The organism is Arthrobacter sp. SLBN-83 (assembly GCF_006715285.1).
Lineage (GTDB): Bacteria > Actinomycetota > Actinomycetes > Actinomycetales > Micrococcaceae > Arthrobacter.
Genome location: NZ_VFMX01000001.1, coordinates 4283259 through 4297797, shown reverse-complemented (window position 1 = coordinate 4297797; position 14539 = coordinate 4283259). Strand labels below are relative to the sequence as shown.

Annotated in this window: 15 protein-coding genes; 10 read left to right on the top strand and 5 right to left on the bottom strand. The window is 67.8% G+C overall.

Annotated features, from left to right (window positions below):
- Positions 1-9: 9 nt before the first annotated feature.
- The 3 genes from FBY30_RS20070 to FBY30_RS20060 all read right to left on the bottom strand — a co-directional run bounded on the left by FBY30_RS20070 (position 10) and on the right by FBY30_RS20060 (position 3020).
- Positions 10-1002 carry an aminoglycoside phosphotransferase family protein gene (locus tag FBY30_RS20070; RefSeq protein WP_142135497.1) on the bottom strand — a complete coding sequence of 331 codons (993 nt, stop codon included), beginning with the start codon at positions 1000-1002 and terminating at the stop codon, positions 10-12.
- Between the two features lie 37 nt (positions 1003-1039).
- A complete protein-coding gene (locus FBY30_RS20065; protein WP_142134583.1) occupies positions 1040-1807 on the bottom strand; it encodes a VIT1/CCC1 transporter family protein in 768 nt (255 codons plus the stop codon).
- A 97-nt stretch (positions 1808-1904) separates the two neighbouring features.
- Positions 1905-3020 (bottom strand): DUF4439 domain-containing protein, encoded by a 1116-nt coding sequence (locus FBY30_RS20060; protein ID WP_235009513.1) that lies wholly within the window; start codon positions 3018-3020, stop codon positions 1905-1907.
- A 106-nt stretch (positions 3021-3126) separates the two neighbouring features.
- On the opposite strand from FBY30_RS20060, the gene rimP reads away from it, so the two are divergent.
- The 5 genes from rimP to rbfA all read left to right on the top strand — a co-directional run bounded on the left by rimP (position 3127) and on the right by rbfA (position 9120).
- The gene (gene rimP, locus FBY30_RS20055) at positions 3127-3738 is read left to right on the top strand and encodes a ribosome maturation factor RimP (protein ID WP_142134581.1); all 612 of its coding nucleotides are present in this window, start codon (positions 3127-3129) and stop codon (positions 3736-3738) included.
- Complete coding sequence (gene nusA / locus FBY30_RS20050; protein WP_142134579.1) at positions 3738-4718, top strand: transcription termination factor NusA; 981 nt, start codon at positions 3738-3740, stop codon at positions 4716-4718. The genes rimP and nusA overlap by 1 nt, the downstream gene beginning before the upstream one ends.
- A gap of 181 nt (positions 4719-4899) precedes the next feature.
- Positions 4900-5247, top strand: a complete 348-nt coding sequence (locus tag FBY30_RS20045) for a YlxR family protein (RefSeq protein WP_142134577.1) — start codon at positions 4900-4902, stop codon at positions 5245-5247.
- 152 nt (positions 5248-5399) lie between these two features.
- Positions 5400-8321, top strand: coding sequence for a translation initiation factor IF-2 (gene infB, locus FBY30_RS20040; protein WP_142134575.1), 2922 nt, complete (start codon positions 5400-5402; stop codon positions 8319-8321).
- 289 nt (positions 8322-8610) lie between these two features.
- The gene (gene rbfA / locus FBY30_RS20035) at positions 8611-9120 is read left to right on the top strand and encodes a 30S ribosome-binding factor RbfA (RefSeq protein ID WP_142134573.1); all 510 of its coding nucleotides are present in this window, start codon (positions 8611-8613) and stop codon (positions 9118-9120) included.
- Between the two features lie 85 nt (positions 9121-9205).
- On the opposite strand, the gene FBY30_RS20030 is transcribed toward rbfA, so the two are convergent.
- Entirely contained in the window at positions 9206-10333 is a 1128-nt protein-coding gene (locus tag FBY30_RS20030) for a ScyD/ScyE family protein (protein WP_142134571.1), read from the bottom strand.
- 177 nt (positions 10334-10510) lie between these two features.
- On the opposite strand from FBY30_RS20030, the gene FBY30_RS20025 reads away from it, so the two are divergent.
- Positions 10511-11014 carry a nucleoside deaminase gene (locus tag FBY30_RS20025; protein ID WP_142134569.1) on the top strand — a complete coding sequence of 168 codons (504 nt, stop codon included), beginning with the start codon at positions 10511-10513 and terminating at the stop codon, positions 11012-11014.
- A 2-nt stretch (positions 11015-11016) separates the two neighbouring features.
- Positions 11017-11454: a thioredoxin gene (gene trxA / locus FBY30_RS20020; protein ID WP_142134566.1), complete on the top strand. Its 438-nt coding sequence runs from the start codon at positions 11017-11019 to the stop codon at positions 11452-11454.
- 27 nt (positions 11455-11481) lie between these two features.
- Here the strand turns inward: trxA and FBY30_RS20015 are convergent, their stop codons facing one another.
- The gene (locus FBY30_RS20015; RefSeq protein ID WP_200830734.1) at positions 11482-12636 is read right to left on the bottom strand and encodes a pyridoxal phosphate-dependent aminotransferase; all 1155 of its coding nucleotides are present in this window, start codon (positions 12634-12636) and stop codon (positions 11482-11484) included.
- Positions 12637-12719: 83 nt separating this feature from the next.
- Between FBY30_RS20015 and truB the strand changes: the two genes are divergently transcribed.
- From truB to FBY30_RS20000, 3 genes are read left to right on the top strand one after another with little or no spacing between them, the layout of a single operon-like run.
- Positions 12720-13673 (top strand): tRNA pseudouridine(55) synthase TruB, encoded by a 954-nt coding sequence (truB, locus tag FBY30_RS20010; protein ID WP_142134563.1) that lies wholly within the window; start codon positions 12720-12722, stop codon positions 13671-13673.
- A gap of 2 nt (positions 13674-13675) precedes the next feature.
- Complete coding sequence (locus FBY30_RS20005; RefSeq protein ID WP_142134561.1) at positions 13676-14029, top strand: hypothetical protein; 354 nt, start codon at positions 13676-13678, stop codon at positions 14027-14029.
- 19 nt (positions 14030-14048) lie between these two features.
- Positions 14049-14516: a hypothetical protein gene (locus FBY30_RS20000; protein ID WP_142134559.1), complete on the top strand. Its 468-nt coding sequence runs from the start codon at positions 14049-14051 to the stop codon at positions 14514-14516.
- The last annotated feature ends 23 nt before the right edge of the window (positions 14517-14539 follow it).

Below are 14539 nucleotides of genomic sequence, written 5' to 3'. Positions count from 1 at the left end.
CCGCCGGCCCTACCCGTCCTGTCCTGGCTCCGGCAGCCAATGGGGATCCGGCAAGCCGTCCAGCGTTTTGCCAGCCAGGGTGCTGGACACCCAGAGAGACCGGGCCAGATCGCCCCTGTGGCCCTGCGCGGCGTACCCCAGTGCGTTTTCCACCTCCCTGGCGATGGCCCACTGCCGGGCCACGTCAGGGTCCAGGCCGGCAGCGGAGCTGAAGTCATGGCAGCGCCGGAGCAGCGCCGCGCCGGCCATGGATGCCGGCAGGTCGGCAAGGCGGTTCCACAGCAGCGGAGCCACGGCGAACTCGGGCTCGCCAATCATTGGCTGCGGGTCGATGGCCGCATAGCCCGCCGCAGTCGGTGCCTCACTCGCGGGCGGCAATCCCGGGCGCGCCAGGACATTCAGGAAATGCAGGTCGGTGTGGACCAGCAGGTCATGCGCGGACCGGCGGCCCACCGCCCCGCGCGTCTGGCACACCTCCAGGGCTGCCTCCAGCAGCCACCGGGGGAACGGGCGGCCCAACTGGTCCCAGTCCGCCGGCAGCTCGTCGCTCCACTGTTCCGCACGGGCGGCGATGTGGGCGAACTCCCGCCATTCGGGCCGGCGGTCCGGAGTTACCCCCAGTTGCCGCACCAGCCCGCCCCACACCACGGCAGCGTCTTCCAGCGGTACGTCTGCCAGCGACCGGCCCGCATCAAGGCGTTCCAGGACCATCGCGCATGATTCCAGGTCCGAGGCCAGCAACGCAACAGCGCCATGGCCGCCCCAAAGCGCCAGCGCATGCCGCTCCACCTTGGCTTCATCGTGGGGGAAAGCGATCTTCAAGGCTGCAGGTGAACCGTCTTCCTGCCGCACCGGCACCACGATGCCGCCATGTCCGCTCCAGGGCAGGCTGCCGGGCGCCAGGTCAACGTCGAGCCGCCACTGCTCCAGGCGGTCAGCCAGCAGCCCCGGAAGACTGTCCAGCCATGCCCGTCCCGCCGCGCTGCGCGTGTAACGGGCCATGAGGGCCGGCGGGATGGGCGGCGCCGGCACCACGGGGTCAGACAACACCCGAAGCGCCCAGCAGGTTGCCGATCAGGAACGTTGCCACGAGCGCCAACGCGCCGCCCACCACTACGCGCACAGCTGCCCGGGTCTTGGAGCCGCCTCCGATCCATGCCCCCAGGGCGCCCGTCAAAGCCAACGCCACCAGCACTGATGCGAAGGTCAGCGGGACCCGGATGCCGGGCGGGGGAAGCAGGATGGCCAGCATTGGCAGGATCGCGCCGATAGTAAAGGCAATGGCGGAGGCGAATGCCGCGTGCCAGGGGCTGACGATGTCCTCCTCGGCGATGTTGAGCTCGGCCGACAGGTGCGCGGCCAGGACATCGTGGGCAGTCAGTTCCCGGGCCACCTTGGCCGCGGTTTCGGGGGTCAGCCCCTTGGCCAGGTAAATGGCGGTCAGCTCGGCGAGCTCCGCTTCCGGTTCTTCCGCCAGTTCGCGGCGTTCCTTCTCGATCAGGGCCCGTTGGCTGTCGCTTTGGCTGCTGACCGAGACATATTCCCCCAACGCCATCGACACCGCACCGCCCACCACCCCGGCTACGCCGGCCGTGAGGATGGGGCCCGGCTCAGCTGTGGCGCCTGCCACGCCCACCACAATGGCGGCCACGGAGACAATGCCGTCATTCGCGCCGAGGACGCCGGCGCGCAGCCAGTTCAGCCGGTGGGCTATGTCATTGCCGTGCGGTTCCGTCTCGAGGTGGCTGTTCAACTCCGGGCCTGCGGCACCGGATCCCGGGACATCGGCTGGATCGTCGGCGTTCATGCCTTCAGCAAACCACCCCTGCCTGCCCAGTGCCACCCTCTGCGTGGCCTTCTTTGGCGCCGGGACATGGGAAGGAATGAGAGCCGCGCACCCGGGTTCAGGATCCCGTGGACGACGGCGTGGGGCCGGTACCAGCAGGTAATCCGGTACCAGCGGGAAGGGCAGGGAGTTGGCCAACGTCCAGGGCGAGGCCCGGAACGGGTCCGGGGTCAGCGCCCCAGCGGAGCGCCCTTGCCGCGGCGGCCTGCAGCGCTGACAGCGCCCACCTCCGGTCCTGGCCCTGGGACAGCGCCACAAGGTCGCCGTAGGAGGCGAGCGTCGCCGCCTCGAGCCTGCCCAGGCCTGCCGCCGGTGCGGCCAGGAAGCCGGGATCCAGGACATATCCGGGTTGCTGGGGTACGGCCGTTCCACACGCGAGCCTGAGGCGTTCCTCCCCGGCGGCGGCCAGTTCCCGATGCCGGGCCAGGAACTCCGATGCCGGCCCGGCCTCGGCGGGAGCGAGGCGGGGGAGTGCCGCCTGGTACCCGTAGGCAGCCTCCTGCTCCGCGGTGATGGCACTGGCCAGGGCCTGGCGCACACCGGCAGCAGTGCCCTGGACTCCGCCCTCCTGGGAGGCAGCCGGGGAAGGCGGGGGGCACGGGGAAGCAGTTGCCGCGGCGGGCACCTTTACTACCGTTGCGGCGGCCGCTCCCTCCGGGACGGGTACTCCTGTGGCGGAGGCCAGGCGCCCGGCCGCGAGGAGCTGCGCGGTGCCGGCGCCCGCGAGGAGGCGGGCCATGCCGCCGTCGGCTGTCTCTGCGTCCTTGAGCCGGGCGGTGCCGCTGCCGGCCAGCGCCTGGACCAGCCCGGCAACGCCGGCGGGACCGGCGGTGGAAGACGGCGGGACAGAGGCTGCCGGCCTGGCGGGCGCGGTTTCCGGCGCAGGGCCCATCAACGCCCTCGCCTGGATGGTCAGCAAGGTCACAACGGGTTCCAGGATGCTGGAATCCGCGGCGCCGGTGGAAGCCAGCTCCATCCCGGAAGCACGCAGGTCCTTGGCAGCAGTGAGCGCCGCCGCCCTGGCCCTTTCAGTAGAGGAAGGCTCGGCGGGAGCCGGCTTTTCCGCGGGAATCAAGGCGAAACCAAGGCTCAGGACCACCAGCGCCGCAAGGGCAAAGACGGCAAACCGGAACGCGCGCACGCGCGGGTGGGGGTCCTTGAGGGGGTCTTTCACAACAGACCATGGTGTCACGCTGAGGGGGCACCCGGGTGCACCACTGGGCCGGTAAAATAGCTACGCTAGTAAACACCACATCATCTATAGGGAGGCGGCCGGCATCGTGAGCAATGCAGAAGCTACGGCTTCACCAGACCACACCGGCACGGGAAGCGAAACCGCACCGGCCCACAACCCCGAAGCTGCGCGGCTCCGGGCCCTCCTGGAACCCGCCGTTCACGCCAACCGCCTGTACCTCGAGGACGTGGCCATCATCCCCGGCTCCCACCGCGTGGTTCACGTCGTGGTGGACCTGCCGCAGGAGGAAACGGGCGGCGTCAGCCTGGACGTCATCGCGGACATCTCCAAGGTTCTTTCGGATGTGCTGGACAACGACCCCAACGATGACGGCCGTCCATATGACCTCGAAGTGTCCTCGCCCGGCGTCGGCCGTCCCCTGACCGAGCCGCGGCACTGGCACCGTGCCCGGGGCCGGATGGTCAAGGTCAACGTCATCCAGGGCGACAACATGACCGGCCGCATCAAATCCGTGGACGATGGGGGAGTCACCCTCGTTCCGGAAATCGCCGTCAAGAAGGGCATGAAGCCCCGGCAGGGCGAACCCGTAAAGCTTCCTTTCGACAGGATCCGCAACGGAAAAGTCGAGATCGAATTCAGCCACCTCCCGGAGGACGGTCTGGAACCTGAACACAATGGACCTTCTGAGGAGGCCTGATGGATATTGACATGAGCGCACTGAGACTTTTGGAGCGTGAGCGTGAAATCCCGCTGGACCTCCTCATCCCCACCATCGAGCAGGCGCTCCTGGTGGCCTACCACAAGTCGCCCGGCGCCTTCGAAAAAGCGCGCGCCGAGCTGGACCGCAAGAGCGGCCACGTGACCATCTGGGCTGTGGAGATTGACGACGACGGCGCCCCCATCGGCGAATTCGAGCACACCCCCGAAGGGTTCGGCCGCATCGCTGCAAGCACCGCGCGCCAGATCATCCTGCAGCGGCTCCGCGACGTTGAGGACGACAACGTCCTGGGCGAGTTCAAGGGCCGCGAAGGCGAGCTGGTGTCCGGCACCATCCAGCAGGGCAACAACCCGCACATGATCCAGGTCAACCTCGGCTCGCTTGAGGCGCTGCTTCCGCCGCCAGAGCAGGTTCCCGGCGAGAAGTACATCCACGGAAACCGCCTGCGCGCCCTGGTCATCGATGTGCACCGCGGCACCAAGGGCCCCTCCGTAACACTGTCCCGGTCACACCCCGGCCTGGTCCGGAAGCTCTTCGAACTCGAAGTCCCGGAAATCGCGGACCACTCCGTGGAGATCGTGGCGCTGGCCCGCGAGGCCGGTCACCGCACCAAGATCGCCGTCAAGGCGAACACCCCGGGAATCAACGCGAAGGGTGCCTGCATTGGCGAGATGGGTTCCCGCGTCCGCGCCGTCATGACCGAGCTGAACGACGAAAAGATCGACATTGTCGACTACAGCGAGAACCCGGCGACCTTCATCGCCAGTGCGTTGTCGCCGTCGCGGGTGAATTCGGTCACCATCACGGACGAGGCCACCCGCTCCGCGCGCGTGGTGGTCCCGGACTACCAGCTGTCCCTGGCCATCGGCAAGGAAGGCCAGAATGCCCGCCTCGCGGCAAAGCTGACCGGGTGGCGCATCGACATTGTCTCCGACGCCGCGGTGGCCCGCGACAAGTAACTACCGGGACGGGGGTGGCTGGCGCACCGCGGCAGCCACCCCCGTTTCGGGTAGAACGGCCCCGAGGGGCTAGAATGGATAAGACCGCGCCTTAGAGCCGGTAGCCGTGTGCCTTGGGCGTGCTCGTTTCCGCGACTGCGGAGGCGGTCAACCTGCGGCCAGCAGAAAGAACGTCAGGACGATGACCGTGGCAGAAATGCTTTCCACCGGGAATCAGCCCGAGCGTACCTGCATCGGATGCCGGAAGAAGGGTACGCGGTCGCAGTTGCTCCGGCTCGTCGCCGAAGGCAGCGGGTCAACCGCTGTCCTGGTGGATGAACGACGCCGGATGGCTGGCCGGGGTGCATGGCTGCACCCCAGCGAATCGTGCCTGGCCCTGGCGGTCAAGCGGCGAGCATTCGGACGTGCCCTTCCGGGCGCAACTGAAACAACCGCCGTCGAACGCCGGATCACCTCAGGTCCGAACGTTGACGCCGCCCCGGTGGCTGCAACACCAACCGTCCAACCTGAAAGCGGGTCAGAAATCTGATGGAAACCCGATGAGTTCCCAGCGATGAGTGCGTAACGATGACAACTTTGTTGCGCTCTGCAATGGGCCCCTTCGCATCAACAGCGGCTGGGGTCCGCAGTAAGAAGTAGACGGTTCGTGCCTGGCTCGGTGCGGACCGAGACAGGAGAAATGTGGCCAAGGTCCGCGTACATGAGCTCGCCAAAGAGCTCGGTATAACTTCCAAAGATGCAGTGACAAAACTGCAGGAACTGGGCGAATTCGTTCGCTCTGCCTCTTCAACCATTGAGGCCCCCGTTGTGCGTAAACTGCGCAACGCCTTCCCCGATGCCGCCGCAAAGTCGTCGGCTCCGGCGGCAGCGCCTGCCGCTGCGCCCAAGGCGCCTGCCCCCGCGGCAGGAACACGCCCTTCAGCACCGGCCCCCGGCCCGGCTGCGCCCAAGGCTCCGGCCCCCAAGGCGCAGGCACCGGCTCCGGCCGCTCCCGCTGCTCCTGCACAGGCAGCAGCCCCGGCAGCCCCCGCCACGCCTGCCGCTCCCGCGGCTCCGGCTTCCGGTGCGCCGGCTTCCAGCGCCCCGTCCGCTGGTGCCCCGTCCACCGGCGCCAAGCCCGGTGCGCGTCCGGCACCCAAGGCTGACGCCCCGGCTCCCTCCGCCCGTCCGGGTGGTTCAGGGCCCCGTCCCGGCGGTCCCCGTCCGGGCAATAACCCATTCGCCACCTCGCAGGGCATGCCCCGCGGCCGCGGCGGAGACGGTGACCGTGCACCCCGTCCGGGCAACAACCCGTTCGCCACCTCCCAGGGCATGCCCCGTCCGGGTGGCAGCCGTACGGACGGCGACCGCCCCGGTGGTCCCCGTCCCGCAGCAGGCGCCGGCGGACCGCGCCCTGGTGGGCCGCGTCCCGCAGCCGGTGCCGGTGGTCCCCGCCCCGCAGCAGGCGCCGGCGGCCCCCGTCCGGGCGCACCGCGCCCCGGTGGTCCCCGTCCTACTCCCGGCATGATGCCCAACCGCACTGAGCGTCCCGCACCCGCAGGTGCAGGCCGTCCCGGCGGCGGCCGCGGTCCCGGACGCCCCGGCGGCGCTCCCGGCACCGGTGGTCCCGGTGGCGGCGGTGCTCCCGCCGGCGGTGGCTTCGGCAAGGGCGGCCGCGGCCGCGGCGGCACCCAGGGTGCCTTCGGCAAGGGCGGCGCAGGCCGTGGCAAGCAGCGCAAGTCCAAGCGCGCAAAGCGCCAGGAACTTGAGCAGATGAGTGCCCCGTCGCTGGGTGGCGTGAGCGTACCCCGCGGCGACGGCAACACCGTCATCCGGCTTCGCCGAGGTTCTTCCATCACGGACTTCGCCGACAAGATCGAGGCAAACCCCGCCGCACTGGTCACCGTGCTGTTCCACCTTGGTGAAATGGCCACCGCCACCCAGTCGCTGGACGAGGACACCTTCGCCCTGCTCGGCGAGGAACTCGGCTACAAGCTCCAGGTCGTCTCCCCGGAGGACGAGGAGCGCGAGCTGCTCTCCAGCTTCGACATCGACTTTGAAGCCGAACTCGAAGCCGAAGGCGACGAGGAACTCGAGGCACGTCCGCCGGTAGTCACCGTCATGGGCCACGTGGACCACGGTAAAACCCGCCTGCTGGATGCCATCCGCAAGTCCGACGTCATGGCGGGCGAGCACGGCGGCATCACCCAGCACATCGGTGCCTACCAGGTCACGCACAACCACGAAGGCGACGACCGCAAGATCACCTTCATCGACACCCCGGGCCACGAGGCGTTCACCGCCATGCGTGCGCGTGGTGCCAAGGTCACCGACATCGCCATCCTGGTGGTCGCAGCGGACGACGGCGTGATGCCGCAGACCGTTGAAGCCCTCAACCACGCCCAGGCGGCCAACGTGCCGATCGTCGTGGCCGTGAACAAGATCGACAAGGAAGGCGCCAACCCGGAGAAGGTCCGCGGCCAGCTGACCGAGTACGGCCTGGTTCCCGAGGAATACGGTGGCGACACCATGTTCGTGGAGGTCTCTGCGCGCCAGAACCTGCACATCGACGAGCTGCTCGAGGCCGTCCTGCTCACCGCGGACGCCGCCCTGGACATGCGCGCCAACCCGAACAAGGACGCCCGCGGTATCGCGATCGAAGCCAACCTGGACAAGGGCCGCGGTGCGGTTGCCACCGTCCTGGTGCAGTCCGGTACCCTGCGCGTCGGCGACACCATCGTGGCAGGCACGGCCCACGGCCGCGTCCGTGCGATGTTCGACGACGACGGCAGCGCCCTGACCGAGGCAGGCCCGTCCCGCCCCGTCCAGGTGCTGGGCCTGTCCAACGTGCCGCGCGCCGGCGACACCTTCTTCGTGACCGCTGACGAGCGCACCGCCCGCCAGATCGCCGAGAAGCGCGAAGCCGCCGACCGCAACGCCGCCCTGGCCAAGCGCCGCAAGCGCATCAGCCTGGAAGACTTCGACCAGGCCGTCGCCGAAGGCAAGATCGACACCCTCAACCTCATCCTCAAGGGTGACGTGTCCGGTGCCGTGGAAGCCCTCGAAGACGCGCTGCTCAAGATCGACGTCGGCGAAGGCGTGCAGCTGCGCGTCATCCACCGCGGTGTGGGTGCCATCACCCAGAACGACGTCAACCTGGCAACGGTCGACTCCGCCGTCATCATCGGCTTCAACGTCAAGCCCGCCGAGCGGGTTGCCGAACTGGCAGACCGCGAAGGCGTGGACATGCGCTTCTACTCCGTCATCTACGCAGCAATCGATGACATCGAGGCAGCGCTCAAGGGCATGCTCAAGCCGGAATACGAAGAAGTCCAGCTCGGCACCGCCGAGGTCCGCGAAGTCTTCCGCTCCTCCAAGTTCGGAAACATCGCCGGCTCGATCGTCCGCTCGGGCATCATCCGACGCAACGCCAAGGCACGCGTCAGCCGCGACGGCAAGATCATCGGTGACAACCTCACCGTGGAGTCGCTCAAGCGCTTCAAGGACGACGCCACCGAGGTCCGTACGGACTTCGAGTGTGGTATCGGTCTTGGGTCGTACAACGACATCACCGAAGGCGACATCATCGAGACCTTCGAGATGCGCGAGAAGCCGCGCGTCTAGTCTGTCTGGTGTGGGGCCGTCGGGATCTCCCGGCGGCCCCCGCTTTTCCGCCGTGAAGGGGGCCCCGCCCCTACGACGGGTGGCTGGCGATCTGCGATCGTCAGCCACCCGTCTCCGGCAGGCCCGACGCCACTCCCGGGCCCCCTTCACGGCTCCAAAGCGCCGCCGGAAAATCCCGACGGCATGGTCGTTGGCCCGCCTTTAGCGCGTGGCACATAACTGAAACGTTCGACGCCGGCCCACCGCCGCCGTCGTACGTCCCTTACTTTTCTTCTTATAGGAGTTGTTCATGGCTGATCCGGCACGTGCTGCCAAGTTGGCGCAGCGGATTAAGGTTGTTGTTGCTGAGGCCCTGGGCCGGCGGATCAAGGATCCTCGGGTTGAAGGCGTTACCGTTACTGATGCCCGCGTGACCAATGACCTGCAGCACGCCACTGTGTACTACACCGTCTTCGGGGACCAGGCTGTCCAGGCTGATGCTGCCAAGGGGCTTGAAAAGGCCAAGGGTGTGCTTCGGCAGGAAGTGGGCCGGAACATCACCGCCCGCCTGACCCCCACCCTCGAATTCGTCGCCGACCAGATCCCGGTCAACGCCTCCAACCTGGAGGAACTGCTGCGGGAGGCCCGGAAGCGGGACGCCGAGGTGGCAGCCCTTGCCGCCAACGCCCGCCACGCAGGCGACGCCGACCCGTACAAGTCCGATGCGTCCGGTGACGTGGACATCGACGAGGACGACTTCGACGAAGAGGACCTGGACCTCAACGACGATGAGGACCTCGACGAGGACGGCAACAAGTAACACGCACACCAGGGCCCGGGAGCTTATCCCGGGCCCTGGCTGCTTTTAACCCACCCAGTCCTTAACCAGGGGCGGTCACCGTCGGCTACCCGAGGTCGGCCTTGATGACCTTTCCAGCGGGCGGCTGCGTCGGGTCACCCAGGACATCGATCGTGGCGTAGAGGTTGTTCCCCTTGATGTCGACGTCAGCTGGCATATTCACCTTGAGGAATGTCGAACGGTCGCCGTCGTCGTTGAACTTCAGGATCTCTCCGCCGAACAGCGACGCTGCATACACGTCACCGTTGCCAGCGACAGCCACACCCGTGGGGCCAAGGATGTCGTCCGCCCAAACGTCGGTGTCACCGTTCCACGGATTTACCTTGAAGATCGCACCACGGGCACCCAGTTCAGGTCCTTCCGGTCCGCCGGGCAGGGACGTCACGTACAGCATGCCGTCAGGGGCGACCGCGACATCCGTGGGGACGGGTTCGAACGCATATTCATGCCCCACTACGCAGGCCGGCACCTCCGCCGTGTTCCCCTGCATATCTGTAGGGATCCGCAGACCCGCCGGAATCACCGCCGGCCGTGGCGGCAGGACGGCAACCGTATCGATGTCACCATTCTTCAGGTTGACCTTCAGCACAGCGTTCATGCCGGCATCCGCAACGTACGCAGTATTGTCCCGGACGGCCACGGCGTAGGGGTGCGAATCCACGGTGCCCTTGTAGGTGGCCGGCGGGAAGTTTGGCCAGTTGGCCATGCACTGTGCGCTGACGTCATCCCCGAAGCCGTAACGCTGGTCGCCATCCGGGTTATGGCGCCGCTCGTAATCGGCAAAGTTTGCGATGGTGTCCACATGGCCTTTGGAGTCAATCGACTTCAGGTATCCGTGCAGTGCGGCGGGGTCTTCTTGCCCGGCGCCCACGCTTTCAAGGAAGTAGGTTGTGCTGCCGCGCGTATCGGAACCGGCCACTTCCCAGCCCTTGGGCGTGCCCGTATCCAGGTCTTCGGCTGCTCCGTCATGGTTGAAGCGCGTGAGTTTCCCGGCAAAATCCTGGGACACCAGGACGTCCTTGCCGGTTCCTGCGGCTACATGCAGCGGCGAGACCAGGCCGCCTGCAATTACCTGGTAATCCGGCGCTTTAGTGGAAGCGGCGGCGGGGCCTGCGGACGCTATGGCAGCGGCCGAGGCGGTGATACAGGCTAAGAGTGCGAGTCTTCTCTTCATTGGGTACTCCGGGTGCGGGGCCCTTGCGGGCTGGATAAATGGAAGCCTCGGCAGAGGCAAAATATGTATCCCCCGGCGCAAGAGTAGGCCCCTACCGGCGGGTAGTGTTTGGGGGCGTCCCCCCTTCCTTGCCCCCTTTCCATCCCCCATAGGGTCACCGGTGGCTAGGATCGTGCTATGACGGCTGCAGACCATGGAAAGAGCTCCCAAAAACACTTCGAACGGGTCCACTACCTCGAACAGGCAGTGGACCTTGCCACGGCGAACGTGGGCCAGGGCGGCGGACCGTTCGGGGCCGTGGTGGTGACGCCCGACGGACGGGTCCACTCCGGCGTCAACAGAGTGACCCGGGACAACGATCCGACCGCCCACGCGGAGGTGGTGGCTATCCGGGCCGCGGCAGCCGCAACAGCGGATTTCGACCTCACGGGATCGGTTCTCTACGCCAGCTGCGAGCCCTGCCCCATGTGCCTGGCATCAGCCCTGTGGGCCCGAATCGGGCACGTCTATTTCGCCGCGGACCGCCATGGCGCCGCAGCAGCGGGCTTCGACGATGCCCTCTTTTACGACTATTTCAGCGGTGCCGCACCGGAACTGATGCCGGTCACCCGGGGCGACATCCCGACGTCGGACGTCCCCTTCCAGACCTGGCGCGCCTTTGACAGCAGGAAGGAATACTGACCATGGAATCCACGCTGCTTGCCTGCCCCTCCTGCGGAAAGACCAACCGCGTGCCCGCCCAGGCCTCCGGCCACCCCCGCTGCGGCAACTGCAAGGCGGACCTGCCGTGGATCGTGGCCGCGGGCGACAGCGACTTCGCTGCCGTGGCGGAGCAGGCCCCGGTGCCGGTGCTGGTCGATTTCTGGGCCGCCTGGTGCGGCCCCTGCCGGATGGTCAGCCCGGTCCTGGACAAGCTGGCGCGGGAACGGCCCGGGAAGATCAAGCTGGTAAAGGTGGACGTGGACAAATCTCCCGGGCTGTCGAGGCGGTTCGATGTGCAGGCCATCCCCACCCTGATGGTGCTCGTTAACGGGAAAGTAGCCGCGCGCCAGGCGGGCGCCGCAGCCGCCGAGGTCCTTCGGTCGTGGCTGGACAAGGCCCTGGCCGGCGCCCGCAGCTGACGCCGCTCCGGCGCTGGAGGGCAGCAGTCAGGATGCCGCCGGAAGACGCGACAACCCTTCCAGCAGGTCCTCTTTCCGGCCGCACAGGGCAACCCGTACCCAGCCCTCGCCGATGGAGCCGAACGCCGTCCCCGGAGCCAGCGCCACGCCGGACTCGGCGAGGAAGCGCCGGACCCAGGCCCGGACGTCGCCGCCGGTGACGTGCGACATATCGGCCCAGAGGTAAAACGCGCCCTGTGCCGGCAGGTAGCGGATCCCCTTTGCGGCAAGGACTGCCGAAGCCGCATCGCGGTTCTCGCGGTAGTGCTGATGTGCGTGCCGGACGTAGTCCTGCGGCCCCGTAAGCGCCGCCAGCGCCGCGTACTGCGGGGCGGACGCCACGCAGGAGACGATCGATTCCATGACGTTGTCCATCTTCCGTTCCAGCCCCGGCGGGCAGACCAGTGCGCCGATGCGCAGCCCGGTCAACCCGTAGGTCTTGGACAGTGTCAGCGAAGTGAACACGCGCGCATCAGCCTCGGTGCCGCCGTCGAACCTTGCCGGGCTGACGTGCGGGACATCGTAGGTGAACGCCTCGTAGCACTCATCCGAGATGACCCAGATGTCGTGCCGGCGGGCCAGCTCCACCAACTCCCGCACCAGTTCCCCGTTGAGCACGGCGCCCAGCGGGTTGGAGGGCGAGTTGAGCACCAGCACCCGGGTGCGGCCGGTGATGAGGGCCTCGACGTCGGCAACGCGCGGCTGGAAGCCGTGCTCGGGATGCAGCGGATAGCCCACCGGAACGGCGTTCAGCAGCCGGCTGGTCATGGCGAAAGTGGGGTAGCCGGGATTGGGGATCAGGATCTCGTCGCCGGGGGAGAGCAGCAGGCTCATGGCGAAGTGCAGGCCCTGCTGGGCGCCGGACACCACGTACACCCGGTCGGCGCCGACGTCCACACCCTGTTCCTCCCGGAACCTGGCGGCGAACGCCTCGCGCAGGGCCGGGATGCCTGCGTTGGGGGTGTAGTTGGTCTCGTCCCGGTCCAGGCAGGCAATACCCGCGTCCAGGACGTGGCGGGGAAGCGGAAAGCCGGGCTCCCCGATGCTCAGCACGATCGCGCCGGGAGTCCGCCATGCGGCCTCGGTGATCTCGCGGATCTGGTTTACGGGCACGTCGCGGACATGGGCGGCAAGCTGGGGCATGCCAGCCATCCTAGCCGCCGCCGTCGTACGCCTGCGCCGGTCCCTGCACAAGGGCCCCAACCTGCGCCGATATACTGGGAGGCGTGCTTTCTGGACTGGTGATAGTGGACAAGCCGCAGGGATGGACCAGCCATGATGTGGTTGGGCGGATGCGGCGCCTCGCAGGGACCCGGAAAGTCGGGCACGCTGGAACACTCGATCCCATGGCTACCGGCGTGCTGGTGCTGGGCATCAACAAAGCCACCCGCCTGCTGACCTACATCGTGGGCACCTCCAAGACCTACACCGCCACCATCCGGCTGGGCCAGTCCACGGTGACGGATGACGCGGAGGGCGAGGTCACGGCCACCGCCAGCGCCGCCGGCGTTTCGGAGCAGGAGATTTACGACGGCGTCGCGGTGCTCACGGGGGAGCTGCAGCAGGTGCCCAGCAGCGTCAGCGCGATCAAGGTGAACGGCGAACGCGCCTACGCACGCGTGCGGTCCGGCGAAGACGTCAAGCTCGCCGCGCGCCCTGTCACCATCCACCGCTTCGACGTCCACGCCATCCGCAGGGACGCCGCGGCCGGCGTCGTGGACCTGGACGTGACGGTGGAGTGCTCCTCAGGCACGTACATCCGTGCCCTGGCCCGGGACCTCGGCAACGCCCTTGGCGTCGGCGGCCACCTCACCGCCCTCCGCCGGACCCAGGTGGGTCCGTACACCCTTGACCAGGCGCGCACCCTGGAACAGCTCGCCGAAGAGCTCAACGTCCTGGACATGTCCCTGGCCGCGCGTGCCCTGATGCCCAACCGCGAACTCACTGCCGAGGAAACCGCGGAGATCTCGTTCGGCCGGCGGATCGCTTCCGGTACGGCTCCCGGCACCCCCGGCGCCGCCACCACTGAACACCCTGCCGCCGGCTTCGCCCCTGATGGCAGCCTGGTGGCCCTCCTCGCCGATGCGGGCAGCTACGCCAAACCGGTCCTTGTCTTCGCGCCCGGCACCGGGACTGGAAATGGGAACGGGGCGGCCGCCACCGCGTCCGCGGAGGCGTAGGCGTGGACGCATACTTTTGGATCATCCTGGCCGTCGGCCTGGTGTCCACGGTGCTCTGCCTCGGGGCGGGAATCCTGAAGAAGGCGCCGAACGACGTCACCCTCCTGTCCGTCGTGGCCGTGGAAGCAGCCCTGGTGGTCTACCTGGTGGGCTCGATCGTCCGCGTCATCGCCGGCGAATCGATCGCCGGCGAAGCGTGGGAGTTTTGGGGCTACATGGCCACCGCCATGCTCCTGCCGCCCGCGGCAATCTACTGGGCCATCCTGGAGCGGACGCGGTGGAGCAACTTTGTCCTGGCCGCGGTGGGTGTCACTGCCCTGGTGATGGCTGCCCGAATGAACCAGATCTGGTACTGAAGTGGAAGAAGCAGCAGAAATGAAAGAGCAGCAGGCCCGCGCGGCCGCCGGCGACGCACCCGTCCGCAATACCCGCAACACCGGACCCGGCCGCCTGTTGATCGCGGTCTATGGGGTGTTCGCCATATCGGCCACCGCCCGCGCCGGCTACCAGATCCTCACCAAGTTCTCGGAGGCCCCGCTGGCCTACCTGCTCTCTGCGTTCGCCGCCGTGGTGTACATCCTGGCGACGGTTTCGCTGGCCAAGGCAGGGACCACGTGGTTCAAGGTCTCCGTTGCCGCCGTGCTGGTGGAGCTCGCCGGGGTCCTTGTGGTGGGAACGCTGAGCATCCTGGACTCAGTGCAGTTCCCGCATGAGACTGTCTGGTCCCTGTTCGGCCGCGGCTACGGCTTCATCCCCCTGCTGCTGCCCATTCTGGGCCTGGTGTGGCTGTACCGCCGCCGTCCCTCCGCAGCTGCGGCGGGTTCTGCCAAGGCTGCGGAGTGACGGCGAAAGCCGCGCAGCGGATC